The sequence below is a fragment of the Roseateles sp. FW301-B2 genome, assembly GCF_058788955.1.
Window position 1 is genome coordinate 1 of the sequence record NZ_JBYTBE010000036.1, and the last position, 26,667, is coordinate 26,667.

22 protein-coding genes are annotated in these 26,667 nt (G+C 69.3%); 14 read left to right on the forward strand and 8 right to left on the reverse strand.

The annotated features are described in order from the left end of the window. The 4 genes from AC3WQY_RS20175 to AC3WQY_RS20190 all read right to left on the reverse strand — a co-directional run. Nucleotides 1-473: hypothetical protein (locus AC3WQY_RS20175; protein WP_492710325.1), on the reverse strand; the 473-nt coding region annotated here is incomplete at its 3' end. An 11-nt stretch (nucleotides 474-484) separates the two neighbouring features. Beyond that, a complete protein-coding gene (locus tag AC3WQY_RS20180; protein ID WP_492710326.1) occupies nucleotides 485-3,601 on the reverse strand; it encodes a cytochrome c3 family protein in 3,117 nt (1,038 codons plus the stop codon). Next, on the reverse strand, nucleotides 3,598-5,379 hold the full coding sequence (locus AC3WQY_RS20185) for a cytochrome c3 family protein (RefSeq protein ID WP_285232610.1): 1,782 nt from the start codon (nucleotides 5,377-5,379) through the stop codon (nucleotides 3,598-3,600). Before AC3WQY_RS20185 ends, AC3WQY_RS20180 begins: the two co-directional genes overlap by 4 nt. Before the next feature lie 39 nt (nucleotides 5,380-5,418). Beyond that, a complete protein-coding gene (locus AC3WQY_RS20190; RefSeq protein ID WP_492710327.1) occupies nucleotides 5,419-6,312 on the reverse strand; it encodes a hypothetical protein in 894 nt (297 codons plus the stop codon). A gap of 232 nt (nucleotides 6,313-6,544) precedes the next feature. Between AC3WQY_RS20190 and AC3WQY_RS20195 the strand changes: the two genes are divergently transcribed. The 8 genes from AC3WQY_RS20195 to AC3WQY_RS20230 all read left to right on the forward strand — a co-directional run bounded on the left by AC3WQY_RS20195 (nucleotide 6,545) and on the right by AC3WQY_RS20230 (nucleotide 14,363). Further along, nucleotides 6,545-7,249, forward strand: coding sequence for a winged helix-turn-helix transcriptional regulator (locus AC3WQY_RS20195; RefSeq protein WP_285232608.1), 705 nt, complete (start codon nucleotides 6,545-6,547; stop codon nucleotides 7,247-7,249). 77 nt (nucleotides 7,250-7,326) lie between these two features. Beyond that, nucleotides 7,327-7,680: a hypothetical protein gene (locus AC3WQY_RS20200; RefSeq protein ID WP_492710328.1), complete on the forward strand. Its 354-nt coding sequence runs from the start codon at nucleotides 7,327-7,329 to the stop codon at nucleotides 7,678-7,680. Nucleotides 7,681-7,765: 85 nt separating this feature from the next. Beyond that, a complete protein-coding gene (locus AC3WQY_RS20205) occupies nucleotides 7,766-8,899 on the forward strand; it encodes an efflux RND transporter periplasmic adaptor subunit (protein WP_492710329.1) in 1,134 nt (377 codons plus the stop codon). Nucleotide 8,900: 1 nt separating this feature from the next. Continuing rightward, nucleotides 8,901-11,996: an efflux RND transporter permease subunit gene (locus AC3WQY_RS20210; RefSeq protein ID WP_492710330.1), complete on the forward strand. Its 3,096-nt coding sequence runs from the start codon at nucleotides 8,901-8,903 to the stop codon at nucleotides 11,994-11,996. Next, the gene (locus tag AC3WQY_RS20215) at nucleotides 11,989-12,288 is read left to right on the forward strand and encodes a DUF3240 family protein (RefSeq protein WP_285232604.1); all 300 of its coding nucleotides are present in this window, start codon (nucleotides 11,989-11,991) and stop codon (nucleotides 12,286-12,288) included. The genes AC3WQY_RS20210 and AC3WQY_RS20215 overlap by 8 nt, the downstream gene beginning before the upstream one ends. Next, nucleotides 12,288-13,553 (forward strand): TolC family protein, encoded by a 1,266-nt coding sequence (locus AC3WQY_RS20220; protein WP_492710332.1) that lies wholly within the window; start codon nucleotides 12,288-12,290, stop codon nucleotides 13,551-13,553. Before AC3WQY_RS20215 ends, AC3WQY_RS20220 begins: the two co-directional genes overlap by 1 nt. Continuing rightward, entirely contained in the window at nucleotides 13,546-14,067 is a 522-nt protein-coding gene (locus tag AC3WQY_RS20225) for a hypothetical protein (RefSeq protein ID WP_492710333.1), read from the forward strand. Before AC3WQY_RS20220 ends, AC3WQY_RS20225 begins: the two co-directional genes overlap by 8 nt. Nucleotides 14,068-14,147: 80 nt before the next feature. Continuing rightward, the gene (locus tag AC3WQY_RS20230; protein WP_492710334.1) at nucleotides 14,148-14,363 is read left to right on the forward strand and encodes a hypothetical protein; all 216 of its coding nucleotides are present in this window, start codon (nucleotides 14,148-14,150) and stop codon (nucleotides 14,361-14,363) included. 9 nt (nucleotides 14,364-14,372) lie between these two features. On the opposite strand, the gene chrA is transcribed toward AC3WQY_RS20230, so the two are convergent. Then, a complete protein-coding gene (chrA, locus tag AC3WQY_RS20235) occupies nucleotides 14,373-15,710 on the reverse strand; it encodes a chromate efflux transporter (protein WP_492710336.1) in 1,338 nt (445 codons plus the stop codon). A gap of 111 nt (nucleotides 15,711-15,821) precedes the next feature. Here chrA and AC3WQY_RS20240 point away from each other — a divergent pair, with 111 nt between their 5' ends. Then, nucleotides 15,822-16,241 carry a DoxX family protein gene (locus AC3WQY_RS20240; RefSeq protein ID WP_492710337.1) on the forward strand — a complete coding sequence of 140 codons (420 nt, stop codon included), beginning with the start codon at nucleotides 15,822-15,824 and terminating at the stop codon, nucleotides 16,239-16,241. 133 nt (nucleotides 16,242-16,374) lie between these two features. Here the strand turns inward: AC3WQY_RS20240 and AC3WQY_RS20245 are convergent, their stop codons facing one another. From AC3WQY_RS20245 to AC3WQY_RS20255, 3 genes are all read right to left on the reverse strand, one after another. Continuing rightward, a complete protein-coding gene (locus AC3WQY_RS20245) occupies nucleotides 16,375-17,214 on the reverse strand; it encodes a hypothetical protein (RefSeq protein ID WP_492710338.1) in 840 nt (279 codons plus the stop codon). Continuing rightward, nucleotides 17,211-18,797, reverse strand: a complete 1,587-nt coding sequence (locus AC3WQY_RS20250) for a putative bifunctional diguanylate cyclase/phosphodiesterase (RefSeq protein ID WP_492710339.1) — start codon at nucleotides 18,795-18,797, stop codon at nucleotides 17,211-17,213. Before AC3WQY_RS20250 ends, AC3WQY_RS20245 begins: the two co-directional genes overlap by 4 nt. Before the next feature lie 145 nt (nucleotides 18,798-18,942). Further along, nucleotides 18,943-20,487, reverse strand: a complete 1,545-nt coding sequence (locus tag AC3WQY_RS20255) for a methyl-accepting chemotaxis protein (RefSeq protein ID WP_492710340.1) — start codon at nucleotides 20,485-20,487, stop codon at nucleotides 18,943-18,945. 551 nt (nucleotides 20,488-21,038) lie between these two features. On the opposite strand from AC3WQY_RS20255, the gene AC3WQY_RS20260 reads away from it, so the two are divergent. From AC3WQY_RS20260 to AC3WQY_RS20280, 5 genes are read left to right on the forward strand one after another with little or no spacing between them, the layout of a single operon-like run. After that, nucleotides 21,039-22,673, forward strand: coding sequence for a 3-(methylthio)propionyl-CoA ligase (locus AC3WQY_RS20260; RefSeq protein WP_492710342.1), 1,635 nt, complete (start codon nucleotides 21,039-21,041; stop codon nucleotides 22,671-22,673). After that, a complete protein-coding gene (locus AC3WQY_RS20265; protein ID WP_492710343.1) occupies nucleotides 22,670-23,674 on the forward strand; it encodes a YeiH family protein in 1,005 nt (334 codons plus the stop codon). The genes AC3WQY_RS20260 and AC3WQY_RS20265 overlap by 4 nt, the downstream gene beginning before the upstream one ends. 30 nt (nucleotides 23,675-23,704) lie before the next feature. After that, on the forward strand, nucleotides 23,705-25,009 hold the full coding sequence (locus tag AC3WQY_RS20270) for an MFS transporter (RefSeq protein WP_492710345.1): 1,305 nt from the start codon (nucleotides 23,705-23,707) through the stop codon (nucleotides 25,007-25,009). Nucleotides 25,010-25,042: 33 nt separating this feature from the next. Further along, nucleotides 25,043-26,026, forward strand: coding sequence for a quinone oxidoreductase family protein (locus AC3WQY_RS20275; RefSeq protein WP_492710346.1), 984 nt, complete (start codon nucleotides 25,043-25,045; stop codon nucleotides 26,024-26,026). Further along, nucleotides 26,023-26,658, forward strand: coding sequence for a DsbA family protein (locus AC3WQY_RS20280; RefSeq protein ID WP_492710348.1), 636 nt, complete (start codon nucleotides 26,023-26,025; stop codon nucleotides 26,656-26,658). Before AC3WQY_RS20275 ends, AC3WQY_RS20280 begins: the two co-directional genes overlap by 4 nt. Nucleotides 26,659-26,667: the final 9 nt, after the last annotated feature.

The following is a 26,667-nucleotide window of genomic DNA, read 5'->3' on the forward strand; positions in this document are numbered from 1 at the left end:
GGCGTGGGGGAGGGCATGGCGGCGGTCGGCGTGCCGGCGCCGGCCAGCGCCGCACCCTGGCCGCGCAGCACCAGCTCGATGCTGCGGCCGCCCTGGGTGCTGCGCGCCACGAAGGGCGTGTTGGCGCTGAAGCGCAGCACCAGCTTGCGGCTGCGTTCGGCCCCGCCGGCGGCTTCGTCGGTGAGTATCAGCAGCGGGCTGCGGGCGCCGGCCGGCAGGCGGCGCTCGGAGCTGATGGCGAGATTGAGCGGCTCGCGCGTCGGCAGCAGGTCGTAGTAGACCTGGCCCAGATCGCCGCTGCGGGCGCTCAGGCTGCGCAGCAGCTGCACCGGGGTGACGAAGCGCACCTGCAGCACCGCGTCCTCGCCCTCGCGGCGTATCTCCACATCGTCCACCAGCTGGGCCTGGGCGGCCGCGGCAAGCAGTGCGAGGTGCAGCGCCAGCAGGCGCGGCCCCTTTTTCTTGATTTTCATGGCAGCTTTCATCAGTCCCATTTGGTGTAGGCCGCGCCCTTGTTGCCCAGCGGGCGGTGGCAGCCGGATTCGGAGCAGTCCGTAGGCACGGGCGTTTTGGTGCGGTGGGTCAGGGCCTTGCGCTCCATGCTGCCCAGGTAGCTGGTGCCGCTGGCGTGGCAGGCCTTGCACCAGCCCGCGCCGCTGCCCATGCTGGCGTTGTGATTCATGCGCTGGCTCCAGGCGGTGGTACTGGTGTGGCAGGCGTTGCACTCCAGCGCCGCGCCGTTCAGCAGCTGCGACTCGGGGATGTGGTTGCTGGGCTTGGCCACGGCGCCCTGCGAGAGGTAGCTGCCGTTGTGGCATTGCTTGCACTGGCCGGTCACCGTCACGCTGCTGTGCAGCTTGCCGTTGGCCCAGCTGGCGTAGCCGCCCTTGTGGCAGCTGTTGCAGTTGCTCGCCAGCACGCCGGTGAGCGCCTGGTAGGGGATGTGCTGGGCCGGCTTGCCATCGGCCGGCGGGTAGCTGCCGTTGTGGCAGCTGGCGCAGTCCAGCACCGCGATCTGGGTGTGGTTCCACTTCGTCGGTTTCCAGCCGCTGGTGCCGTGACAGGCAATGCAGTTGGTGGTCTGCACGGGGATGTGGTTGACCGGCTTGCCGGTGGCGGCCGTGCCGTTGTGGCAGCTTGAACAGTTGGTGGCCACCGTGAAGCCGCTGTGGTCCACCTTGGCACCGGCCCAGCTGCTGGTGCTCTTGTGGCAGTTCTCGCAGACGGTCTGGCCCGCGTGCACCGCGGTGGCCGGGCGGTTGCTGAGGTGGCAGCTGCTGCATTGGCTGCTCACGCTGACGCTGCTGTGCAGGCGGGCCGGCGTCCAGCTCGCATACCCGGCCTTGTGGCAACTGTCGCAGTTGCTGGCGGCGATCGTGGCCACCAGCTGGTAGGGCGTGTGCGCCGCGGGCTTGCCATCGGCGGGCGGGTAGGCGCCGCTGTGGCAGCTCGCGCACTGGTTCACCACCGTCACCTGGGTGTGGTTCCACTTCGTCGGCTTCCAGCCGGCCGTGCTGTGGCAGGCGATGCAGTTGGTGGCGGCCACCGAGATGTGATTGGCGCTCTTGCCGGTGGCGGCGCTGCCGTTGTGGCAGCTTGAGCAGTTGGTGGCCACAGTGAAGCCGCTGTGGTCCACCTTGGCGCCCGTCCAGGCACTGGTGCTCTTGTGGCAGTTTTCGCAGACGGTCTGGCCCGCGTGCACCGCGGTGGCCGGGCGGTTGCTGAGGTGGCAGCTGCTGCATTGGCCGCTCACGCTCACGCTGCTGTGCAGCTTGGCCGGTGTCCAGCTCGCGTAGCCGGCCTTGTGGCAGCCGTCGCAGTTGCTGGCCGCGATCGTGGCCACCAGCTGGTAGGGCGTGTGCGCCGCGGGCTTGCCATCGGCCGGTGGATAGGCGCCGCTGTGGCAGCTCGCGCACTGGTTCACCACCGTCAGCTGGGTGTGGTTCCACTTCGTCGGCTTCCAGCCGCTGGTGCCGTGGCAGGCGATGCAGTTGGTGGCGGCCACCGGGATGTGATTGGCGCTCTTGCCGGTGGCGGCGCTGCCGTTGTGGCAGCTTGAGCAGTTGGTGGCCACCGTGAAGCCGCTGTGGTCCACCTTGGCGCCCGTCCAGGCACTGGTGCTCTTGTGGCAGTTCTCGCAGACGGTCTGGCCCGCGTGCACCGCGGTGGCGGGGCGCGCGCTGAGGTGGCAGCTGCTGCACTGGCTGCTCACGGCCACGCTGGCATGCAGCCTGGCGGGCGTCCAGCTCGCATAGCCGGCCTTGTGGCAACTGTCGCAGTTGCTGGCGGCGATCGTGGCCACCAGCTGGTAGGGCGTGTGCGCGGCCGACTTGCCATCGGCGGGCGGGAAGGCGCCGCTGTGGCAGCTGCTGCACTGGTTGGCCACGGTGAGCTGGCTGTGGTTCCACTTCGTCGGTTTCCAGCCGCTGGTGCCGTGGCAGGCGATGCAGTTGGTGGCCGCCACCGGGATGTGATTGGCGCTCTTGCCGGTGGCCGCCGTGCCGTTGTGGCAGCTGCTGCAGTTCGTCGCGACGCTGAAGCCGCTGTGATCGACCTTGGCGCCGGCCCAGCTGCTGGTGCTCTTGTGGCAGTTCTCGCAGACGGTCTGGCCACTGTGCACGGCGGTGTTTGGCTTGCTGCTGGCGTGGCAGCTGCTGCACTGGCTGCTCACGCTCACGCTGGCATGCAGCTTGGCGGGCGTCCAGCTGGCGTAGCCGGCCTTGTGGCAGCTGTCGCAATTGGCCGAGGCCAGCGCGCTGACGTTCTGGTAGGGCGTGTGGGTGGCCGGTTTGCCATCGGCCGGCGGGAAGGCGCCGCTGTGGCAGCTCGCGCATTGGTTGGCCACGGCGAGCTGGCTGTGGTTCCACTTGCTGGGCTTCCAGCCGTTGCTGCCGTGGCAGCTGCCGCAGTTGGCGCTGCCCACCGGCATATGGCTGCCGGGCTTGCCGCTGGCGGCGCTGCCGTTGTGACAGCCGGCGCAGTTGGTGCTGGCGTTGAAGCTACCGTGCTCCACCTTGGCGCCGACCCAGCTGCTGGTGCTCTTGTGGCAGTTGTCGCAGACGGTCTGGCCCGCGTGCACCGCGGTGGCGGGCTTGAGCGCGGCGTGGCAGTTGGCGCAGCTGCCGGCCGCCACGCCGGCATGGTTGAAGTTGGCGGCCGGCTTCCAGGCGCTGCTGCGGTGGCAGCTGTCACAGGCCGCACTGGTGCTGAGGTGATCGGCCGGCTTGCCACCGGCCTGGCTGCCGTTGTGGCAGCTCTGGCAGCTGCCCTTGGCCACGCCGCTGTGGTCCATGCGCGCACCGCTGAAGCTGCGCGTGGAATGGCAGCTGTCGCAGGCCTGCTGGGTGGGGATGTGCGCGCTCGGCTTGACGGTGTTGGTGCGCGCAAAGCGCGCGCCGCTGGTGTGGCAGGACTCGCAATCGCGCGGCGTGCCCTTGAACACGCCACCGATGTGGCAGCTCTCGCAGCGCTGGTTCTGGTGCGAGCCGCTGAGCGCGAAGCCGGTGCGCAGATGGTCGAAATCCTTGCCGGGGGCGGCCAGGGCCCAGCCCAAGGTGCACAGCAACACCGTCAGCAGGAAATGGCGCAACAGGGCTCTCATGGCGATCCTCCTCGTGCCGTGCTGTTGAGCACCTGCTTCCATTGCGTGGCTTGGTGGCATTGCTCACAACGCAGGCCGAAGCCGCGGTCGTGCGCATCGTCCTTGGCATGGCAGGCGACGCATTCGCGCTGCAGTGCTGCCGTTTTCTTCCGGCCCGCCGGTGCGGGCTGGGTGTGGCAGCTCTCGCAGCGCAGCTTTGCATGCGCGCCCAGCAGCTTGTAGTCGGTCTGGCGCTCGTGATCGAAACGCCAGAGCCGCCAGGCGCGCACGTTGTGGCAGCTCTCGCAGGCGCTGCCCAGGCGGGCCTTGTGCCGGTCGTCCTTGAGGTGGCAGCCCACGCAGTCGCGCGCCGCGTCGCGGAAGCGCGGGCTTTGGTGGCAGGCCTTGCATTCCAGTGCCAGATGCGCACCCGCCAGCGCAAAGCGCGCCTTGGCGTGGTCGAAGCGGCTGTCCTTCCAGCGCAGCTCGGCGTGGCAGCTCTCGCATTGCTCGCCAAGCTGGCGTTCGTGCTTGTCGTCCTTGCGGTGGCAGCTGATGCAGTCCATGGCCGTGGCGCGGAAATGGCGCGCATCCTGGTGGCAGGCGCTGCAGGCGAGCGTGGGCGCGGCGTGCGCACCACGCAGGGCAAAGCGCGTGCGTGCGTGCTCGAAGCGCGGCGCCTTCCAGTCCTGCTCGCTGTGGCAGTCGGCGCAGCGCTCGCCCAATGAGCCAGCATGCTGGTCGTCCTTGCGGTGGCAGGCCACGCAGTCCTTGGGCGCCTCGCGATAGACCAGACTCTGGTGGCAGTCCTTGCAGCCCGCCCTCGCATGCCGGCCCAGCAGGGGAAAGGCGCTGCGGTCGTGGTCGAAGCGCTGCACTTCCTTCCAGCCGCGCTCGCTGTGGCAGCTCTGGCACTGCGTGCCCAGGCTGGCCTTGTGCTTGTCGTCCTTGCGGTGGCAGCTCACGCAGTCGCTGGCGAGCTTGTCCTTGTAGAGCGGGCCGCCGTGGCAGGCGCTGCAGCGCAGGTCCCGGTGCTTGTCGCGCAGCGGGTAGCGTGTGTCGAGCTCGTGGCGGAAGCTCACCTCCTTCCAGCGCTGGGTGGCATGACAGCTCTCGCACTTCTCACCGAACTGCGCCTTGTGCTTGTCGTCCTTGCGGTGGCAGCCGATGCAGGTTTGCGGGGTGTCCTTGTATTCACGCGTCTTGTGGCAGGACTCGCAGCGCGCCGGCAGGTGGGCGCCGGTGAGCGGGTAGCGGGTCTTGCCGTGATCGAAGCGCGTTTCCTTCCAGCTCTTCTCCTCGTGGCAGTTCTCGCACTTGGCGCCCAGCGCGGCCTTGTGCACATCATCCTTGCGGTGGCAGGACTGGCAGTCATGCGGCGCCGCGCTGTACTTGGCGGCGGGCGCATGGCATTTGGCGCAGTCCAGTTCGCGGTGCCTGCCTCGCAGCAGGTAGTCGGTCTGTTGGTGGTCGAACTTGGGCTTGTCGAAGGCGGCGATCTGCATCTCACGCCCCCGGTGTTCGGTGTGGCAGGCGCGGCAGGGCTGCGGCTTGATGCGGCCATGCATGCCGCTGCGTTCGGCCAGGTCGCGCGCGATGTCCTTGTGGCAGTCGGCGCAGAGCTTGTCCTGCGCCTTGCGGTCGAAGGGCACATGGCAGCTCTTGCAGCTGTCTTCCCATTTCAGGTGGGCCTTGCTGAGCGCGCCGGGCGAGAGCACCGATTCCATGCTCTGCGCCCAGGCCGGCACCATGCCCGTGCACAGGCACAGCCAGATGAGGCAGGCGCGCAGCAGCCTCATGCCTGGGCCCGAGTGCACTGGGGACGCCCATGCAACATCTCAGTACGCGTGCACCGCGATGACATGCGCCACGGCGCAAATCACCATCAGGTAGACGAAGGGCACATGCAGCACATGCCAGAGCGAGAACAGCCGCACCGCGGCCTGGAACTGCGCCACCCGCTGTACCGCCTGCAGATAGCCGATCACCGTCTGGCGCAGCAGCCGGTGCTGGCGCCGCCGCGTCGCCTCGTCCCAACCCTGCAGCCCCGCCTGCTTGCGCAGCGCCGGGCGCAGCGCGCGCAGGCAGCGCTCGCGCGTGGCGGCATGGCGCAGCGGCAGCAGGGTGTAGGCGCGCAGATGCTGACGCAGGCTGCCCTGGCCGGCCAGGGCATAGGTCTCGAAACGCAGCAGGCTGCGCTCCAGCAGGGGCGAGAAGCCCAGCGCCGAATGCAGGCCGTCGTGCTGCAGGCCCAGGCTCCGCTGCAGCTGGGCCAGGCTCTGGCGCTCGCCGCTGAGGCCGCGGTGGATGCGCAGATAGAGAAAGCGCCCGACCACGCCGCTGCCCGCCACGATCAGCATGCTGTAGAGCGCCACGCCGGCGTTCAGCGAACCGATCTGGAAGCCCGAGTGCACCAGCACCAGCCAGGGCCCGCCTATGCCCAGCACCATGTGCACCGCGAACCACCACTTGGCCGCGCCCCAGCGCGCCATCAGGCGCAGGCGCTTGCGCAAGGGGTAGGCAAACAGCAGCAGCATCATGCAGCCGCCCGCCACGCCCAGCCAGTAGCCGCGCTCCGAGGCGGCGCGCAGATCCAGCGCCCGCACCGCCAGCCAGGCCGCCGCCACCAGCGCGGCAATGCCCAGGTAGAGCAGGGCCTCGGCCCACCAGGGCCGCTGCCGGCTGGCCGGCCTGGTGGCCGCGACATGCATGGATGAGAGCGTGTTGGACATCGATTCCCGACGACTTGTTCTTGATGGCTTGGGCGCTTGGCCAGCCTGGTTGGGGCGCAGTCTGCGCAGGCGGCCGCGCTTCATCATTAAGGCGGTAAGCGCTTGTTGCGCCTGCCCGAGCTGGCAACCTCCGCTTACATCCATGCTCTTGAAAGTGCATTAAGCAGACATGAAGCGCGGCCGGCCGCGCGCGCTTCATCTGGGCTTAAGCCGGCGCGGCAAGGCTGGCGAGGTGAAGCAAGCCTTACCCTCCCGCGCCCCCGATAGCGCGCACGCCTTTCGCGCCCTGCTGGCGCTGGACGACCCCGCGCTGCAGACCCGGCTGATGCAGCTGCTGGTGGAGCGTGGCTGGCGGCCGGCGCTGGTGGCCGATGCCGCCGCGCTGCAGCAGACCTTGCAGACCCAGGCCTTCGACGCGCTGGTGCTGGACTACGCCGGCGCCGCCTGGTGCGAGCCCGAGCAACTGGTGCGCGGCACCTCGCCGGTGGAGCGCCCGCATCTGCTGGTGTGCTGCGCGGCGGCCGAGCTCGCGCCGCTGTTGCGCAGCGCGCTGCCCGCCCATTCCTATGCGTTGCGGCCGGTCGACGCGGCGCAGCTGGCGGCGCGCCTGCAGGCCATGGTGCTGGGCGGCCGTGGCAATCTGGCATCGGCCCTGCTGGCGGGGGCGCTGGTGCTGGACGCCCAGGGCCGCTGCGCCTTCGAGCAGGGCCGCGCGCTCGGGCTGACGAGCCGCGAGTTCGATCTGCTGGCGCTGCTGATGGCGCCCGCCGGCGCGCTGTGCACGCGCGACCAGATCCTCGCCCAGCTCTACCGCTGGGGCCAGGACCTGGAAAGCAATGCGATCGACGTGCATGTGCACAGCCTGCGCCGCAAGCTGCTGCTGACGCGCATCGAGACCGTGCGCGGCGAGGGCTACCGCCTGCTACCTGCGGATTAAGCGCCGCTGAAGGCGGGGCGTCATGCAGGGCTTTTGCCTTGCGCTGCCGCAAGCCTGCTGCGTTAGACTGCGCGCCCATGCGCTTCAAGCCTGTTCTTCACCTGCTGCTGATGTTGTGCCTGTGCTGGCAGGCATTGGCGGTCGCCGGTGTGGGCGTGCTGCTGACGCGCGGCGACAGCCAGCTGAATGCCCAGTTGCATTTTCTCAAGCTGGAGAGCCATCACCACGACCGCGATGGCTCGGTGCACAAGGACAAGTCCAAGGCCTCGCAGCAGCATGCGCTGGACGATGCCTGCGTGCATGCGCCGAGCCTGCTGATGGACTTCGATCTGCCCCTGCTGTCCGCCAGCCTGTGCGCGCCCGCCGAGCCGCAGCGCACCGCCATCCAGCTGCCGCCACTGCGCAGCCTGGAACGTCCCCCACGCGCCTGATGCTGGCCTGATTGCGGCCTGCCCGGCGGAGCGCCGGCGCGGCCGCCGTTCCCGTCTCGTTTCCTCTCATACGGAGTCATCACGCATGATCGTTGATCCGATCGCGCGCGCAGCCCTGCGCGCCGGCCATTCCTTCCTGCCCCTTTTGCTCGCCGCGGCTGGCTGCGCGGCCAGCGCAGAGCCCGCGCCGGCGGCCGCATTCGCGGTCTCGCCCGCCCAGCTGCAGACCCTGGGCGTGCGCCTGCACACGCTGGCGCCCAACGCCGCCGCACCGACGCTGCTGCACAGCGCCAAGGTGGTGCTGCCGCCCGGGCGCGAGCAGGTGCTCAGCGCCCCGGTGGGCGGCGTGGTGGAGCGCCTGTTCGTGAGCGGGCAGGAGCTTGTCAGGCCCGGCCAGCCCCTGCTGCGCCTGGCCAGCCCGGAGTACGCCGAGCTGCAGCTGCGCCTGATGGACGCCGCCAGCCGGCATGAGCTGGCCGCCAAGGCGCTGGCGCGCGAGCAGCGGCTGCTGGAGGAGGGCGTGATCGCCGAGCGCCGCGTGCTGGAGGCGCAGGCGGCCGAGCGCAGCGAGCGCGCCCGCCTGCAGCAGGCCGAGGCCGCGCTGCGCCTGGCCGGTGCCGATGCGGCCCTCATGCAGCGCCTGCGCGCCGGCGGGCCGCTGGAGCAAGGCCTGACCCTGCGTGCCAAGGTGGCGGGGCAGCTGACGGCGCTCGAGCTCAGGCCCGGCCAGCGCGTGCGCGAGGCCGATGCCTTGCTGCACATCGCCGAGCAGGGCGAGCTGTGGCTGGAGGTGCAGCTGGACGCCCGGCCCGCGGCCCTGCCGCCCCGGGCCGAACTGACGGTGCCGGGCCGTGCCATCAAGGCACGCGTGCTCTCGCTCGCCGGCCAGGTCAGCGAGGGCCAGACGCTCACGCTGCGGGCGCGCGTCAGCGAGGGCGCGGCGCTGCTGCGCCCGGGCGAGGTGCTGCAGGTACAGCTGCCCGCCGCCGCAGCCAAGGACGCCTGGGTGCTGCCGCTGGCGGCGCTGGCGCGCCAGGACGAGCAGGCCTATGTGTTCGTGCGCAGCGAGCAGGGCTTCCGTGCCACGCCGGTGCAGCTGCTCGCCAGCGGCGGCGACAGCGTGCAGGTGCGCGGCCCCTTGCAGGCCGGCCAGCAGGTGGCGGCCAGCGCCGTGGTAGCGCTGAAGGCCGCCTGGCAGGGCAAGAGCGGGGGGCAGTGAGATGCTCAAGCAGATGGTTCAGTTCGCCCTGGCGCAGCGCCTCTTCGTGCTGCTGGCCACGGCGTTGCTGGCGGGTGGCGGCTGGTACGCCTTCCGCCAGCTGCCGATCGACGCCTTCCCGGACGTCTCCAGCACCCAGGTCAAGATCATCATGAAGGCCGCGGGTATGACGCCCGAGGAGGTGGAGACCCGCATCGCCGCGCCCATCGAGGTGGAGATGCTGGGCATCCCGCAGCAGCGCATGCTGCGCTCGGTGTCCAAGTACGGCCTGGTGGACGTGACGGTGGATTTCCAGGACGGCACCGATGTCTACTGGGCGCGCCAGCAGGTGGCCGAACGCCTGGCCACCATCCAGGCCGAGCTACCGCCCGGCGTGAGCGGCGGCATGGCGCCCATCACCACGCCGCTGGGCGAGATGTTCCAGTTCACCGTGGAGGCGCCCGAGCTCTCGCTGGAGGCGCGCCGCAGCCTGCTGGACTGGGTGATACGCCCGGCGCTGCGTACCGTGCCCGGCGTGGCCGATGTGAACGTGCTGGGCGGCAAGCTGCGCGCCTTCGAGGTGCTGCCCGACCCGGCCAAGCTGGCCGCGCTGGGCCTCGGCAGCGCCGACGTGCAGGCGGCCATCGCCGCCAACAACCGCAATGACGGCGCCGGCCGCCTGACCGAGGGCGACGAGGTGCTGCTGGTGCGCAGCGAGGGCAGCATCCAGAGCCTTGCCGATCTGCGCGCCGTGGTGGTGGCCCGCAAGGCCGGCAGCATCCTGCGCCTGGGCGACCTGGCCGAGGTGCGCGAGGGCAGCGTGACGCGCAACGGCGTGGTCACGCAGAGCGGCCGCGCCGAGGCGGTGGAGGGCCTGGTGCTGGGCCTGGCAGGCGCGAATGCGCAGCAGGTGGTGGAGGGCGTGGAGCGCAAGCTGGCCGAGCTGCGGCCCAGCCTGCCGCCGGGTGTGCGCGTGCAGGTGTTCTACAACCGCGCCGAGCTGGTGCAGAAGGCGGTGGGCACGGTCTCCAAGGCGCTCATCGAGGCCACCCTGCTGGTGCTGCTGCTGCTGGGCGCCTTCCTGGGTAATCTGCGCGCCGCCATCGTGGTGGCCCTGGTGCTGCCGCTGGCGGCGCTGTGGACCTTTGTGCTGATGCGGGTGGCCGGCATGTCGGCCAATCTGATGAGCCTGGGCGGGCTGGCGATCGCGCTGGGCATGCTGGTGGACGCCGCGGTGGTGGTGGTGGAGAACATCGTGCAGCAGCTCGCGCATGAGCGTGCCGGCGGCAAGCTGCCGCGCCTGCACATCGTGCTGCGCGCGGTGCATGAGGTGGCCGCGCCGGTGGTGGCCGGCGTGCTCATCATCGTCACCGTGTTCCTGCCGCTGCTGAGCCTGCAGGGCCTGGAGGGCAAGTACTTCGCGCCGGTGGCGCTGACCATCGTGTTCGCATTGGCCGGCTCGCTGCTGCTCTCGCTCACCGTGATCCCGGTGCTGGCTTCGCTGCTGCTGAAAAAGCTGGCGCACGAGGAACCCTGGCTGCCGCGCCAGCTGCTGCGCCTGTACCGGCCGCTGCTGCGCGCCGCGCTGCAGCGCCAGCGCCTGGTGTTCGGCCTGGCCGCGGCGCTGCTGGCGCTGGCCGGCCTGCTCTACACCCAGGTGGGCAAGACCTTTCTGCCGGCCATGGACGAGGGCGACCTGATCGTCGGCATCGAGAAGCTGCCCTCGATCAGCCTGGAGCAGAGCGCGGCGCTGGACCTCAAGATCCAGCAGGCGCTGATGCAGATTCCCGAGATCCGCGGCGTGGTGGCGCGCGCCGGCTCCGACGAGATCGGCCTCGACCCGATGGGGCTGAACCAGACCGACAGCTTCCTGGTGCTGAAGCCGCGCGCCGAATGGCAGCTGGCCGACAAGGAGGCGCTGATCGCGCGCATCCGCAGCCAGCTGGACCAGATCCCCGGCATCAGCTACAGCTTCACCCAGCCGATCGAGATGCGCGTCTCCGAGATGATCATCGGCGTGCGCGGCGATCTCGCGGTGAAGGTGTTCGGGCCCGATCTGGCGACGCTCAACACGCTCAGCCAGCGCATCGAGGCGGCGCTCAAGCGCGTGCCCGGCAGCCAGGATGTCTACACGGTGGAGAACGACGGCGTGCAGTACCTGCGCGTGCGCGTCGATCGTCTGGAGGCGGGCCGCCATGGCCTCACGGTGGAGGAGGTGCAGGACGCGCTGCGCGTGCAGGTGGAGGGCCTGCGCGTGGGCCAGGTGCTGGAGGGCAACCGCCGCACCCCCATCCTGCTGCGCGGCCCGGATCTGCTGCGCATCTCGCCGGCCGAGTTCGCGGCCCTGCGCATCACCACCCGCGAGGGCCTGGCGGTGCCCTTGCAGGCCCTGGCCACGCTGACGCGCGAATCGGGCCCGGTGAAGATCGAGCGCGAGCTGGGCAGCCGCTACGGCGTGGTGATCGCCAATGTCAGCGGGCGCGATCTGGTGGGCTTTGTGGAGGAGGCCAAGGCACGCGTGGCCGAGGCCGTGCCGCTGCCGGCCGGCTACCGCCTCAGCTGGGGCGGGCAGTTCGAGAACCAGCAGCGCGCCGCGGCGCGCCTGAGCCTGGTGGTGCCGCTCTCGCTGGGCTTCATCTTCCTGATCCTGTTCTCCACCTTCGGCTCGGTGCGCCAGGCCCTGCTGGTGCTCAGCAACATCCCCTTCGCGCTGGTGGGCGGGGTGGCGGCGCTGTGGCTCAGCGGCGAGTACCTCTCGGTGCCGGCCTCGGTGGGCTTCATCGCGCTGCTGGGCATCGCGGTGCTGAACGGCGTGGTGCTGCTGAGCTATTTCAACCAGCTGCAGGCCGAGGGCCTGAGCCTGCGCGACTGCGTGCTGCAGGGCGCCGAGCGCCGCCTGCGGCCGGTGCTGATGACGGCGGCCATCACCGCCTTCGGCCTGATCCCGCTGCTGTTCGCCAGCGGGCCGGGTTCGGAAATCCAGCGGCCGCTGGCCATCGTGGTGATCGGCGGGCTCATCAGCGCCACTGCGCTGACGCTGATCCTGCTGCCCATTCTGTATCTGCGCTTTGCCGCGCCGAGCGCGCCCGCGAGCGCCAAGGAGGCCGCCCATGGCTGAGTACTGCCTGACCCTGATCTGCCCACCGTCGGTGGAAGAAAAGCTGCTCGATGCCCTGCTGCTGCATGTGGGCGACGAGCTCTTCACCAGCAGCCCCACCTTCAGCCACGGCACGCCGCATGGCCGGCTCAGCCCCACCGAACAGGTGATGGGGCGCAGCCGCTCGGTGCAGGTGCAGGTGCTCCTGAGTGCGGAGGAGCTGCAGGTGCTGCGCACCCGGCTGCGCGAGGAATTCGCCGGCACGGGCCTGCGCTTCTGGGCCCATGCCCTGGTGATGGAAGGAGAGTTCTGATGCGTGCCCTGTTGATCTCCCTGTCGATGTGTTGGGGCCTGGTGCTGCCGCTGCGCGCGTGGGCACAGGTGCAGGCCCAGCCCACGCCGGCGGGCCTGCCGGATACCGCGCAGGCCGCGGCCTGGCTGGAGCGCGACCCGATGGTGCTGCAGGCCCAGGCCGCGCTGGGCAGCGCCGGCCATGGCGCGGCCGCGCTCGCGGCCTCTTCGCATGAATGGCTGCTCAAGGCCAGTGGCCAGCGCCGCCGCGTGCGCGAGCTGGGTAGCTCGCAGGAATGGAGCCTGGGCCTCGAGCGCACCCTGCGCCTGGGCGGCAAGGCCGCGCTGGACCGCCGGCTTGGCGAGCTGGACCAGGACATCGCTCGCGCCCGCCTGGGCGAGGCGCGCCACGAGGCGGCGCGCGCCCTGGCCGAGCTGTGGCTGGACTGGCAGGCCGCGAGTGCCGCGCAGGCGCTGGCGCAGCAGCAGCTGGCGCTGGGCGAGGCGAATCTGCAGGTGGTGGGCAAGCGCCTGCGCGCCGGCGATGCCGCGCGCCTGGAGCAGGGCCTGGCCCGCAGCGAGCTGGCCGAGCTGCAGCGTCAGCGCAGCGCCGCCGCCAGCCGCCTTGCGCTCGCGCGCCTGCGCCTGCAGCGGCGCTTTGCCGAGCTGCCGGCCCATCTGCCCGTTGAAGCGCCGGCGCTGGCCGATCCGGCCGCCATCGCGACACCGGCGCTGGACTGGGCGCCGCGCATCCTGGCCGAGTCCGACCTGCTGCGCACCGCCGAGGGCCTGCTGCAGCGTGCCGAGCTAGAGGCGGCGCGCGCGCGTGCCGACAAGCGGCCCGACCCCACGCTGGGCCTCTACACCGCCTCCGAGGCCTTCCGCAACGAGCGCGTGGTGGGCATCAGCCTGAGCCTGCCGCTGGGCGGTGCCTACCGCGAGGCGCGCCTGCAGCAGGCCCTGGCCGAGGTGGAGGTGGCACGCGCCGCGCTGGCGCGCGAGCGCGAGGCGCTGGAGCTCGAGCTGGCCGGCGGCGTGGCCGAATGGGATGAGGCCCTGACGCGCTGGCAGCTGGCCGCGCAGGCGGCCGGTCTGGCGGGGGAGAGCGCCGCGATGCTGCAAAAAGCCTATGCCCTGGGTGAGGGCGAGTTGCAGGCGCTGCTGCTGGCGCGCCGTCAATGGCTGGAGGCGCAGCGTGCCGAGCAGGAGGCGCGCGTGCAGGCGCTGCGCGCGCGCCACCGCCTGCTCATCGACGCCCATCTGATCTGGGGCCTCGAGCATGACTAGGTGCGCCGCCGCGCTCGGGCTGGCATCGGCCCTGCTGGCGGGCTGCGCGACGTTGCCGGAGCCGACGCTAGCGCCGCTGCCGGGCCGCATATGCCAGCAGCAGCTCAAGCCGCGGCGCCTGGTGTGCGTGGACGCGCCGCCGGTGGAGCCGGCGCGTGCGGCGCAGGCGCGCGCGCTCGCGCCGATGGGGCCGTGCAGCACCGTCTACATCCTGCGCCAGCATTGGAGCGACGACATCAAGCCGGTCAGCGTGAGCGCCGGCGCGGGCGCGCCGCTGGCCACGCTGCCGCGCAGCCTGGTGCGTCTGCAGCTGCCGCCCGGCGAGCAGTTGCTGCGCCTGCAATGGCAGGGCGGCAGCTACCAGCTGCGCCTGCAGGCACGCGCCGGCGAGGTGCGGGTGCTGCGGCTGGAGGGCTGGGTGTTCTGGTCGCTGCGCGAGTACTGGCTCACGCCCATGGAGGCGGCCGAAGCGCGGCCGCTGCTGGACGGGCTGCGCTTTCTGGGCGAACGCTGAGGGATTGCGCTGCGTCAACGGCCGGCCTGGGCGGCGGCCTACATTGGCTCGACAAGCGCAGCAGCCGCTGGGGAGCAAGCATGACGAAGACGAGAACACCCGATGCCGCGCCGCACCGTCCGGCCGCGGCCCCAGCCCTGCCCGATGCCGCAAGCTGGATGCAGGACCTGCTCAAGCTGCAGGCCGCGCAATGGCAGGCCATGCTGATCTGGCAGGACGCGATGCGTGCCGTCGGCCAGGATTGGTGGGAGGGCTGGATGTGCCGCTGGACCGGGGGCGTGCCTATCGACGGTTGAGACGGCTGATCATTGCAGCGGCCACAATTTGAGCAGCAGCCCGGCGCCGGCGCAGGCCGCCAGCAGCGGCAGCACGCCCAGCTTGAAGCGGAACAGCGCGACGCTGGCCGCCAATGCGATCAGGGCCGAGACCCAGTCGAAGGGGCCGCCAAAGCCGCGCGACCACAGCACGTGGAAGGCGAAGAACAGCGCCAGGTTGAGGATCACGCCCACCACCGCGGCGGTGATGGCGGTGAGCGGCGCGGTGAACTTCAGCTTGCCATGGGTGGATTCGATCAGGGGCGCGCCGGCGAAGATGAACACGAAGGAGGGCAGGAAGGTGAAGAAGGTCACCACGCTGGCGGCCAGCGCACCGCTCAGCAAGAGGGCGTCGGGCCCGCAGACCTGCTTGACCCAGCCGCCCACGAAGCCGACAAAGGCCACCACCATGATGAGCGGGCCGGGGGTGGTCTCGCCCAGCGCCAGGCCGTCGATCATCTGTGCGCCGCTGAGCCATTGCTGCTGTTCCACCGCGCCCTGGTAGACATAGGGCAGCACCGCATAGGCGCCGCCAAAGGTCAGCAGCGCTGCCTTGGTGAAGAACCAGCCCATCTGCGTCAGCGTGCCCTGCCAGCCCCAGCGTGCCAGCAACAGGCCGAACACCAGCGCCCACAGGCCCAGGCCCAGCAGCAGCACGCGGGCCAGCCGCGCGCGGCTGAAGAGGGCATGGGGCGGGGTGGGGCTGTCGTCGTCGATCAGGGCTGGCCCATGGCCTTGCGGCCGGGCCTGACCATGCGCGCCGCCCGGCGCGAACAGCGCCGGCGCATACCGGCCACCCAGATGGCCGAGCAGCGCCGCGCCGAGCACGATCAGCGGGAAGGGCGCATCGAGCGCAAAGATGGCGACGAAGGCCGCGCCCGCAATCGCCCATAGCCAGCCGTTCTTCAGCGCGCGCGTGCCGATGCGATGGGCGGCATGCAGCACCAGCGCGGTGACGGCGGGCTTGAGGCCATAGAAGATGCCCGCCACGACTGGCAGCTGCCCATGCGCCATGTAGAGCCAGGACAGCCCCATCAGGATGAACAGCGAGGGCAGCACGAACAGGCCGCCCGCGACGATGCCACCCCAGCCGCGGTGCAGCAGCCAGCCGATATAGGTGGCCAGCTGCTGGGCCTCGGGGCCGGGCAGCAGCATGCAGTAGTTGAGCGCATGCAGAAAGCGCCGCTCGCTGATCCAGCGGCGCCGCTCCACCAGCTCGGCATGCATCACCGCGATCTGGCCGGCCGGGCCGCCAAAGCTGATGAAACCCAGCTTGAGCCAGAAGCGCAGCGCGGCCCAGAAACTGACGGGGGCGGGATGGTTCTCCATGGGGCGGGATTACACCAGTGAACGGCGACGTTTGCGCTCACGCGCAAGGACGCTACATTCGGGGCGGATTTTCCGTCGATCCATCCATCCCAACGCTTTAGGAGCACGCTCATGCCCGCACAGCCCATGCAAAACCTGGCCACCCTCTTGGGGCGCTTGCTGCTCGCCTGCCTGTTCCTGCCCGCGGGCCTCGCCAAGCTCGGCGGCTTTGCCGGCACGGTGGGCTATATCGCCTCGGTGGGTCTGCCGATGCCCCAGGTGGGCGCCGCCCTGGCCCTGGTGGTGGAGATTGTCGGTGCCCTGGCCCTGATCCTGGGCCTGGGCACGCGCTGGGCGGCACTGGTGCTGGCGCTGTTCACGCTCGCCGCCTCGGTGTTCTTCCACGCCTTCTGGGCCGCGCCCGAGGGCCAGCAGATGATCCCGCAGCTGCTGTTCTTCAAGAACATCGGTGTGGTGGGCGGCCTGCTGATCCTGGCCGCCTGGGGCCCGGGCGATTGGAGCCTGGACGCGCGCCGGCAGCGCAGCGCCTAGAGCCCGCGAGAACGCTGGTGTCCTGGTTGGCCACCTGAACGGCGACCCGGTCCTGGCTGGCGGTTTGGCGCCCGTGAAGGCGAGGGGGCATTGGCATTACCACGCCCGCCCGGGGCGCGCCAAACCTCAGCGCCTATCGCATCACGGCAGGCGGGTCACCCCATGGCGCATTGCGCGCGGGCGCAGCGGACACCCCCACCAGCGGGCGGCGATTCCAGTCGATAACGGAGTTCGAGTGGAGCCGTCGCACCACCCAGAGGAAGTAGATGGAAGCCGGCACACCGATGAGGTCGAAACCGAGGGTCGCAGTGTCATGTTCCGCGGTCAGAGCGAGGATCAAATGCATGGCTGCGCAGGTCGGGAACACGGCGGCCAGCGAGAGGCCCGACAAGGACCACGAGCGATCCAATACGTAGCGGCGCACTTGGGTGGCCACAAGATACCAGCCCACCATGCCGTAGGTCACTACCACGAAGAGATTTGTGAACATCACTAGCGCGGAGAGTTCGCGCGTCCGTATGGCCGTGTCCACCACCAACTGGATGCCACTCGCGCTACAAATGTCCGTAAGCGGAACGGACGGAGAAGCGATGGCCCAGCCGGCGAGCATGCCGACGGCTCCTAGGCTGGCGATCGTCGATGCAGCGATAGTGGTAGGGCCCGTGTCAAGCACCCGATCGCCGGGGCCGCCCAGCATCGCCTCAATGCGCAGCAAGCAGAACACCAATCCCGCGGGCAACCCGAGCAGGGTGACGGCCAGCATCGCCGGCGACACCGTGCCGCCATGCAGGACGCACCAGCCGTGGACCAGGTGATGCGGGCCGCAGCTCGCCGCCATCAGCGAGAAGCCCAGGCCGAAGCGCGACAGGCCCCGATGCCGGTACTGGCTGAAGGCCTCCCACGCGCTCAACAAGCCAAGGCAGGTGTACGCAGCGCCCACCAGCAGATTGCCTATGCCGACGATCCACATCATGAATCTGCTTCCTTTGAGTTGCCCATCGGTGCGCCGATGTGGAAGAGGAACTCGTCAATAAAGGATCGGTGCGCGCGCCGGACCTTGGCCCCGATCAGGAGCTTCAAGCGACTTTTACCGTCGGCGGGCGGCTGCCACAACGGGCGCTCCAGCAGCGGCGGGATGTCAGTCGGCCGCACCGGCCACGAGAACAGATAGCCCTGCGCTACCGGGCATCCCATATCACGCAGCGCCAGCGCCTGTTCTTGCGTCTCGACGCCTTCGGCAATCACATGCTTGCCCATGGCGTAGGCGAGGCTGAGGATCGACGACACGATGGCCGTATCGCCTGCCTCGGAGGGCAGTCCGTCAATGAATGACCGATCGATCTTCAGCACTTCAACGGGCAGGTCGCGCAGGCGCGCGAGCGACGAATGCTCGGTGCCGAAATCGTCCATGGCCACGTAGATGCCCATGCGGCGTATCTGGGTCAGCATGCCCACGATGTCTGCGTTGGGGCTCATGAGCTCGCTTTCGGTCAGTTCCAGGCACAGGGAGCGCGGCTGTATGCCGGTCTCGTGCAGCAAGTGCTGGAGCTCGGCCGCAAAGTCGGGCTGGTTGAGCTGGCGCGGCGAGATGTTGACGGTCATCGACAGCGACTGCCCGCAGGCTGTCGCGCTCCAGGCGGCCAGTTGCCGGCATGCTGCCCACAGCACCTGCCAGCCCAGTTCGTCGATGAGTCGTGAGTCTTCGGCAATCGGGATGAACTCCGCCGGCGATACCTGCCCCAGCTCGGGATGCTGCCAGCGTGCCAGGGCCTCCACGCCCACGATGCGGCCCGTCACGAGATTGACCTGCGGCTGGTAATGGACGTAGATCTGCGCCTCGCGCAACGCCACGCGGAGGTCCGACTCGACGCGCATTCGCCTCGCGACGCGCGCATGCAGCTCTTCGTTGAAGCGTTCGAGCCTGTTGCGCCCGCGGCTCTTGGCGGCGTAGAGCGCCGTATCGGCGTCGCGAAGAATCTGCTCCGCGGACTGCGTCCCGGGCGTGCAAAGGGCCGCGCCGATGCTCACCGACGTCACCACTTCGCGGCCTGCCACAAGGATCGGGGTCGCCATCACGGCCAGCACGCGTGCACCCAGGTCCGACACCGCGGCTTGATTCGTCCGCGGCAGCAGTACCACCAGTTCGTCGCCACCAAAGCGGCTGACGGTTCCGGCCGAACCCACGCAGGCGGTGATGCGCTGACTCATCTCGCGGAGCAACTCGTCGCCGCTGTCGTGCCCCAGCGAGTCGTTCACCAGCTTGAAGTTGTCGACATCGATGAAGAGCACCGCCACCTGGAGGGCGCCGACCGGTTCGCTCTGCAACGCGCTTGCCAGTTCGGTCAGCACCACGCCGCGGGTGGGCAAGCCGGTCAGGAGATCGTGCGTCGCGGCGTGCACCAGATCCGCGATCACCGCGAGCGTCCGCTCGTCGGAGCTTTCGTGCGCCGCGGACTCACGCAACAGCGCTTCGCTTGCCGCCAGGAGCGAATCGGTCCGTCTTGCGGTCAGGCGCCGTGCTGCGGGGCCTGGGGGTGCGCCGGTAGGCAAAGACATCGCTGGTGGTCCGTGGTCGGCTTCATTCGTACATGGCACCGAGCGTCGGCAATCGACGTCGCAATCCGCCGTCGAGCCGAGGCGCTTGGCTGATGGTAAGGCAACGCGCGTCTGGCGTCTGAACTTGGGGCGAAATCCGCACGGCTCAGCGAAACACGCTCACGGCCTCGACCAGCCGCTCAGTTTGCTGCTGCAGGCTGGCGGACGCCGCGGTGCTTTGCTCGACCAGGGCCGCGTTCTGCTGCGTGATCTGGTCCAGGTGCCCGACCGCCTGGCTGACTTGGGAGATGCCCTTGCTTTGTTCACTGGTCGCGGCGCTGATGTCGCCGATGAGATCGGAGACGCGCCGCACCTGTGTCATGATGTCATCCATCGTTCGGCCGGCATCATCGACGATTCGGGCTCCGGTTTCGACCTTCTCGACGCTGGTGCCAATCAGGCCTTTGATCTCCCGCGCCGCCTCGGCACTCCGTTGTGCGAGGTTGCGGACCTCACCAGCCACCACCGCGAAGCCGCGGCCTTGCTCTCCGGCGCGCGCCGCCTCGACGGCAGCATTGAGTGCCAGGATGTTCGTCTGGAAGGCGATGCCGTCGATGACGCCGATGATGTCGGAGATCTTCTTCGAACTGGCGGTGATGTCGCTCATGGTCGATATCACCTGGGACACCGTTTGCCCGCCCTTGGCGGCAGCATCGCTGGCTGCACCGGAGAGCTGATTGGCCTGCTGCGCGGTGTCGGCGTTATTACTCACCGTCGACGTCATCTGTTCCATCGACGAGGCAGTCTGCTGCACGCTGGAAGCCGCCTGCTCGGTGCGCGAACTCAGGTCATTGTTGCCCTGCACAATTTCACTGACAGCCGTTTGCACGCTCAGGACCTGCTGACTCACGTCGTCTACCAGCCATCGGAACATCAGGCCGAGCTGGCTGATGGTGCGCATGGTCATGCCGATTTCATCGACACGGTTCATGTGCGCCACCTCGCGGCTCTCGCCCGTGGCCACCGCCAGGGCTTGCCGGCGCAATTGCTCCAGAGGGCGGGCCAGTTGGGCTTCCAGGATGAACATGCCAAACAGGGCCGCAACGGCTGCCAGACCAGCCGACACCAGAGTCCCGGTCAAATTGGTGGATTGGGTCGCCAACAGGCTGCTCATCAGCAGCCAGGTGGCGCAAGTGGTCAGCCGGATACGGCCTCGCACGCTCAAGGTCTGGCGCAGGCTGAGCAGCGCGCCCAGTCCGGTCCGAACCAGCAGCCCCTTGTGAATGCGCCGATTGCCGGCGCGACCCTCGCGGATGTCCTTGTAAAGCGCCTCGGCTGCCGCGATTTCGTCTCGGCTGGGCTTGGTCCGAACAGACATGAAACCCTGCTGGCGCCCGTCGCGGATCACGGGAACGGCGTTCGCCCGCACCCAATAGTGGTCGCCGTTTTTGCGACGATTCTTCACCAAGGCGGTCCAGGGTTCGCCACCTTTGAGCGTCTGCCACATGTCAGCAAAGGCCTCGGCGGGCATGTCGGGGTGTCGCACGAAGTTGTGAGGCTGCCCGTGGATCTCATCGCGCGTGAAGCCGCTGACCGCCACGAAAGCTTCGTTCGCATACTTGACATAGCTCTGTGTGTCGGTAGTCGACATCAGGGTGGCATCGCTTGGAAAGTCGAATTCGCGCTGAGTGATCGGCTGGTTGGTGCGCATTGCAGTAGCTCCTTTGCTGAAACCCGATGTCGTGGCAGACACGTGCGGGTCTCGTGTTGCTCGATCCGCGGCGGGGTTGTTGAGGGCAGATAACGCTGCCGCGCAGGTGCCGGGAGCAGAAATGCTGCCGAGCGGATCGCCGGCGCAGCGCGGTCTCAGCGGATTGGATGAGAAACGATCGCCGCTTACTTATCTCAATGCGACGGCTTGATATCCGAGCGCGACATGCAATTCGACGCGTGTGAACAAATGCCGGGTATTCCCGTTCGCAAGTCCTGAAGCGCCTGATTTCGGTCACTCAGACATGGGGTGTGAGCATGTTCAAGCATCACCGCTGTATCGGTGCGCTCGCCGACACCTTGACCTTGCTTGAAGGCTTGATTGGGCATGGCGGCCTTGGCTTGGCAAGGCGCGCCATCGGTGCGAGATGCGAGTCCTTCATGGTTTACCCTGCCTGGCGCCGACGGATAAGCCGCTGTCACGCCTCGGCAATCAAAGCATTCGGCCGCGTCCAAGAATCCGGGCCATTGCAATGCCCGGAGTGATCGACGATGAATGGCTTGATGATGCAGCAGTCGCTGCTGGTGTCTTCCCTGCTGGTGCATGCCGAGCGCCACCATGGCGCGCAGCAGATCGTCTCGCGCCGCGTCGAGGGTGACATCCACCGCTACAGCTTCCGCGAGCTGGCGGCGCGCTCGCGCCGTGTCGCCAACGCCCTGGCCGGCCTGGGCCTGAGCGAGGGCGCGCGCGTCGGTACCCTGGCATGGAACGGCTACCGCCATCTGGAGCTCTATTACGGTGTGTCGGGCTCGGGCCATGTGCTGCACACGCTCAACCCGCGCCTGCATCCGGACCAGATGACCTGGATTGCCGACCATGCCGAGGACGAGGCGCTGTTCTTCGATCTCAGCTTCCTGCCCCTCATCGAAGCCATCGCGCCCAAGGTCAAGACCATCAGGCATTTCGTCGCGCTGACGGACCGCGCCCACATGCCCGCCGACAGCCAGGTCCCCGGCCTGCTGTGCTATGAGGAGCTGTTGGATGCGGCCAGCGATGCCTATGCCTGGCCGCAGCTGGACGAGCAGCGCGCCTCCAGCCTCTGCTACACCAGCGGCACCACCGGCCACCCCAAGGGCGTGCTCTACAGCCACCGCTCGACGGTGCTGCACAGCTATGCGGTGGCGCTGCCCGATTCGCTCAACTGCTCGGCGCGCGACACCATCCTGCCGGTGGTGCCGATGTTCCACGTCAACGCCTGGGGCCTGCCCTATGCCGCCTGCATGGTGGGTGCCAAGCTGGTGCTGCCGGGGCCAGGTCTTGACGGCAAGAGCCTGCATGAGCTGTTCGAGAGCGAGGGCGTCACGGTTTCGGCCGGCGTGCCCACGGTCTGGCAGGGCCTGCTGGCCCATGTGGAGGCGAACGGTCTGGCCTTCAGCACCATGCGCCGCACCGTCATCGGCGGCTCGGCCTGCCCGCCGGCCATGATGCGGACCTTCCAGGACAAGTACGCGGTCGAGGTACTGCATGCCTGGGGCATGACCGAGATCAGCCCCCTGGGCACGGCCTGCGTGCTCAAGCGCGCGCAGCTGGCGCTGCCCAAGGAGCAGCGCGAGGCCATCCAGGCCAAGCAGGGCAGGGCGGTGTTCGGCGTGGACATGAAGATCGTCGGCGAGGACGGCCGCGAGCTGCCCTGGGACGGCAAGGCCAGCGGCGAGCTGCTGGTGCGCGGCCCCTGGATCGTGGCCGAGTATCTGAAGGGCGAAGGCGGCGATGTCTTGGTGGACGGTTGGTTCCCCACCGGCGATGTCTGCAGCATCGACGCCGATGGCTTCATGCAGATCACCGACCGCGCCAAGGACGTGATCAAGAGCGGCGGCGAATGGATTGGCTCGATCGACCTGGAGAACATCGCGATGGCGCATCCCGCCGTGGCCATGGCCGCCTGCATCGCCGCCAGGCATGCCAAATGGGATGAGCGTCCGCTGCTGATCGTGGTGAAGAGGCCCGGCGCCGAGCTGTCGCGCGAGCAGCTGCTGCAGTTCTTCGAGGGCAAGATTGCCAAATGGTGGACCCCCGACGACGTGGTGTTCGTCGACGCGATCCCGCTGGGCGCCACCGGCAAGATGCTCAAGCATCGCTTGCGCGAGCAATACCAGAACCACCTGTTGGGCGCTGCCGCGGCATGAGCAGCCTGGCCCTGCTCGGCACGCGCGGCCGCGGCTTCTTCCCGGGGGTGATGGCCTGCGGCGTGGTGGCCGCCGCCGCCACCTTCCTGTCCGAGCATTACGGCGCGCCGGTGATGCTGTTCGCCCTGCTGCTGGGCATGGCGATGAATTTTCTTTCCGCCGAGGGTGCTTGCGCCGCCGGCATCGGCTTCACCGCGCGCGAGCTGCTGCGCGTGGGCGTGGCGCTGCTGGGGCTGCGCATCACCGTGGCCCAGGTGCTGCAACTGGGCTGGCCGCCGGTGCTGATCGTGGTGGTCTCGGTGGTGGTGACCATCAGCCTGTCGATGCTGGCCGCGCGCCTGCTGGGTTTCCAGGCCATCTTCGGCCTGCTCACCGGCGGGGCTACCGCGATCTGTGGCGCCTCGGCGGCGCTGGCGCTGTCGGCCGCGCTGCCGGCCCATGAGCAGAAGGAGCGCGCCACGCTGTTCACGGTGATCGGCGTCAGCGCGCTTTCCACGCTGGCGATGATTGCCTATCCGATGCTGGTGCGTGCCCTGGGCCTGGACGCCAATGCCGCAGGCGTGTTTCTGGGCGGCACCATCCACGACGTGGCCCAGGTGGTGGGCGCCGGCTACAGCCTGTCGCGCGAGACCGGCGACGTGGCCACCCTGGTGAAGCTGTTGCGCGTGGCCATGCTGCTGCCGGTGATCGTGTTCGCCGCGGCCATCACGCGCGCCCGCGGGGTCGAGCCCGGCAGCCAGCGCCCGCCGCTGCTGCCCTGGTTTGCGGTGGGCTTTGCGCTGCTGGTGCTCGTCAACAGCACCGGCTGGGTGCCCAAGAGCGTGCAGAACCTCGGCAGCGAGCTGTCGCGCTGGTGTCTGGTGGCGGCGATCGCCGGCATCGGCATGAAAACCCAGCTCAAGGATCTGGTGACCGTGGGCATCAAGCCGGTGGCACTGATGTTGGGCGAGACTGTCTTCCTGGCCCTGCTGGTGCTGGGCCTGATGCGGCTTGCCGCCTGACCGAGAAGAACGAGCGAAGCGAGACCCGAGATGCATTTGCCTCACGACGACGGCCCAGGCGGCGACGACTATCTGGTGAGCCGGCCACAGGCCTGGTTTGCCTTCGCGATGACCTTCGGCCTGATGCTGTTCGACTACATCGACCGCCAGGTGATCGTCTCGCTGTTCCCCCATATGAAGGCCGACTGGAATCTGAGCGACAAGCAGCTGGGCGGCCTGGTCTCGGTGATCTCCATCGTGGTGGCGGTTGGCGGCCTGCCGGTGGCCCTGCTGGCGGACCGCTTCAGCCGCGTCAAGAGCGTGGTGGTGATGGGCCTGGTGTGGAGCAGCGCCACCATCTCCTGCATGTTCGCAGGCGGCTATGCCCAGCTGTTCGCCGCCCGCGCCATGGTGGGGGCGGGCGAGGCCGGCTATGGCTCGGTGGGCGCGGCACTCATCGCCAGCCTGTTCCCGCGCCGCCTGCGCGGAGCCCTGCTGGGCGGCTTCTTTGCCGCCGCCTCGCTGGGCTCGGTGCTGGGCGTGCTGCTGGGTGGCGTGATCGCAGCGCGCTGGGGCTGGCAGATGGCGTTCGGCGTGGTTGGGGTACCAGGTCTTGCGCTCGCATTGCTCTATCTGCTGGTGCGTGACTACAAGACGGTGGACATCCACGGCGCCACCCAGTCGGGCACCCAGCTCTCGCTGCGCAGCCTGCTGCGCCGCACCGCCCACACCCTGGCCCGTACGCGCACCCTGGTGTGGGCCTGCCTGGGCGCGGCCATGCAACTGATCGTGGTGTCGGCGATCTGGTCCTGGCTGCCCAGCTTCCTGAATCGCTACCACGGCGTCCCCGCCGACCAGGCGGGCAAGCAGGCCGCACTGGTGGTGCTGGCCGGCGCGCTGGGCAGCTTCGTCTGGGGCACGGTGGTCGAGAAGCTGGCCGGTGCGGTGGCACGCCGCCGCCTGCTGGTGGTGGCCGGCCTGTGCCTGCTCACCACGCTGATCTTCGTGGCGGCCTTCGGCCTGCTGCCGGCCGGCCAGGGCCAGTTCGGACTGGTGCTGCTGGGCGGCTTCGTGATGGCCTGCACGGTGGGCCCGATCACGGCGGTGGTGTTCGACGTGATCCATCCCGCCGTGCGCTCCACCGGCGCCGCGGTGCTGTCGCTGACGCAGAACCTGCTGGGCCTGGCGGTGGGCCCCTTCCTCACCGGCTGGCTGTCCGACCTGTGGAGCCTGCAGACCGCGCTGGCGTTGGTGCCGTTGTTCAGCCTGCTGGCTGCGGCGGCCTTCATCCGCGCGATGCGCACTTACGAAGCCGATATGCGTGCGGTGGCGGGCATCCGCGTCAGCGCCGGTTGATCCTCAATCTTTGAAAAAGACAGGCAGAACATCATGAGCAAGGCAATCCGTTTTCACGCCACCGGCGGCCCCGAGGTCCTGAAGCTGGAAGAAGTCGAGGTCGGCGAGCCCGGCCCCGGCCAGGTGCGCGTGCGCCACACCGGCATCGCGGTCAACTTCATCGACATCTACTTCCGCTCCGGCCGCTACCCGGCGCAGTTGCCCGCTGGCGTGGGTTCGGGCCTGGGCTCCGACGCGGTGGGTGTGGTGGAGGCGGTGGGCCCCGACGTCACTTTTCTGACCCCCGGCGACCGCGTCGGCTACATGCTGGGCCCCTTGGGCGCCTATGCGGAGCGGCGCGTCATGCCCGCCGAAGTGCTGATCAAGATCCCCGATGGCGTGTCGGACGAGACCGCCTCGACCCTGATCATGAAGGGCCTGACGGCGCAGTACCTGTTCCGGCAGGTCTACCCGCTCAAGGCCGGCGACACCATCCTCTATCACGCCGCCGCCGGCGGCGTGGGACTGATCGCCTGCCAGTGGGCGCGCGCCATCGGCGTCACCATGATAGGCACGGTGGGCTCGGACGAGAAGGCTGCCGCGGCCCTGGAGGCCGGTTGCAGCCACGTGATCAATTACAAGCGCGAGAACTTTGTCGAGCGGGTGCGCGAGATCACCGGCGGCAAGGGCGTGCCGGTGGTCTACGACTCGGTGGGCAAGGACACCTTGATGGGCTCGCTGGACTGCCTGCAAAAGCGCGGCACCCTGGTGAGCAATGGCACCAGCTCCGGCCCGGTGGTGATAGACACCATGCTGCTGGCGGCCAAGGGTTCGCTGTGGGTGACGCGCCCGGCGATGGTGGACTACGCGCTGCCGCGCCCGAATATGCTGAAGATGGCCGACGAGCTCTTCGACCTGGTGCTGGCCGGCAAGATCGTCAGCACGCCGCGCCAGCGCTATGCCCTGGCCGACGCGGCCGAGGCGCATCGCGCGCTCGAGTCGCGCCAGACCATGGGTGCCACGGTGCTGATTCCGTGAGTGAGCGGCAGACCCTGCGGCTCGATGTGCATATCGAGCTGATCTGCCCCTGGTGCCAGATCGGCCTGCGCCATCTGCAGCGCGCCCGTGCCGCCCTGCTCGCCGAGCAGCCGGCGCTGCGGATCGAGCTGCACTGGCAGCTGCACCAGCTGCTGCCCGGCCTGCCCGAGCAGGGCCTGCCGTTTCGCGAGTTCTACCTCGAGCGCCTGGGCTCGGCGGCGGCGGTGGCCGCGCGCCAGGCGCAGGTGCAGGCCGCCGGCCGCGCTGTGCGCCTGAGCTACGACTTCGAGCGCGTCGCGCGCATGCCCAACACGGCCCTGGCCCATGGGCTGCTGAGGGATGCGCAGGCGCAGCTCGATGCCAGCGCCCTGGAGGCGCTGCTGGAGCGCATGTTCGCGGCCCATTTCCAGTGCGGCGAGGATCTTGGCGACGCGGCCCTGCTGCTGCAACTGGCACAGGACTTCGGCGTCCGGCCCTCGGCCAGCCCGTCGCCGGCGCCCGCGCTGCGCGCCGTGCCCGGCGTGCCTTACTTCGTCGTTGCGCGGACCTATGCGCTCAGCGGCGCGCAGTCGCATCAGCATCTGCTGGCATTGATGCGGCAGGCGCTGCGGCCCGAGCCGGCGCTGAGCTGAGCCTGCGGC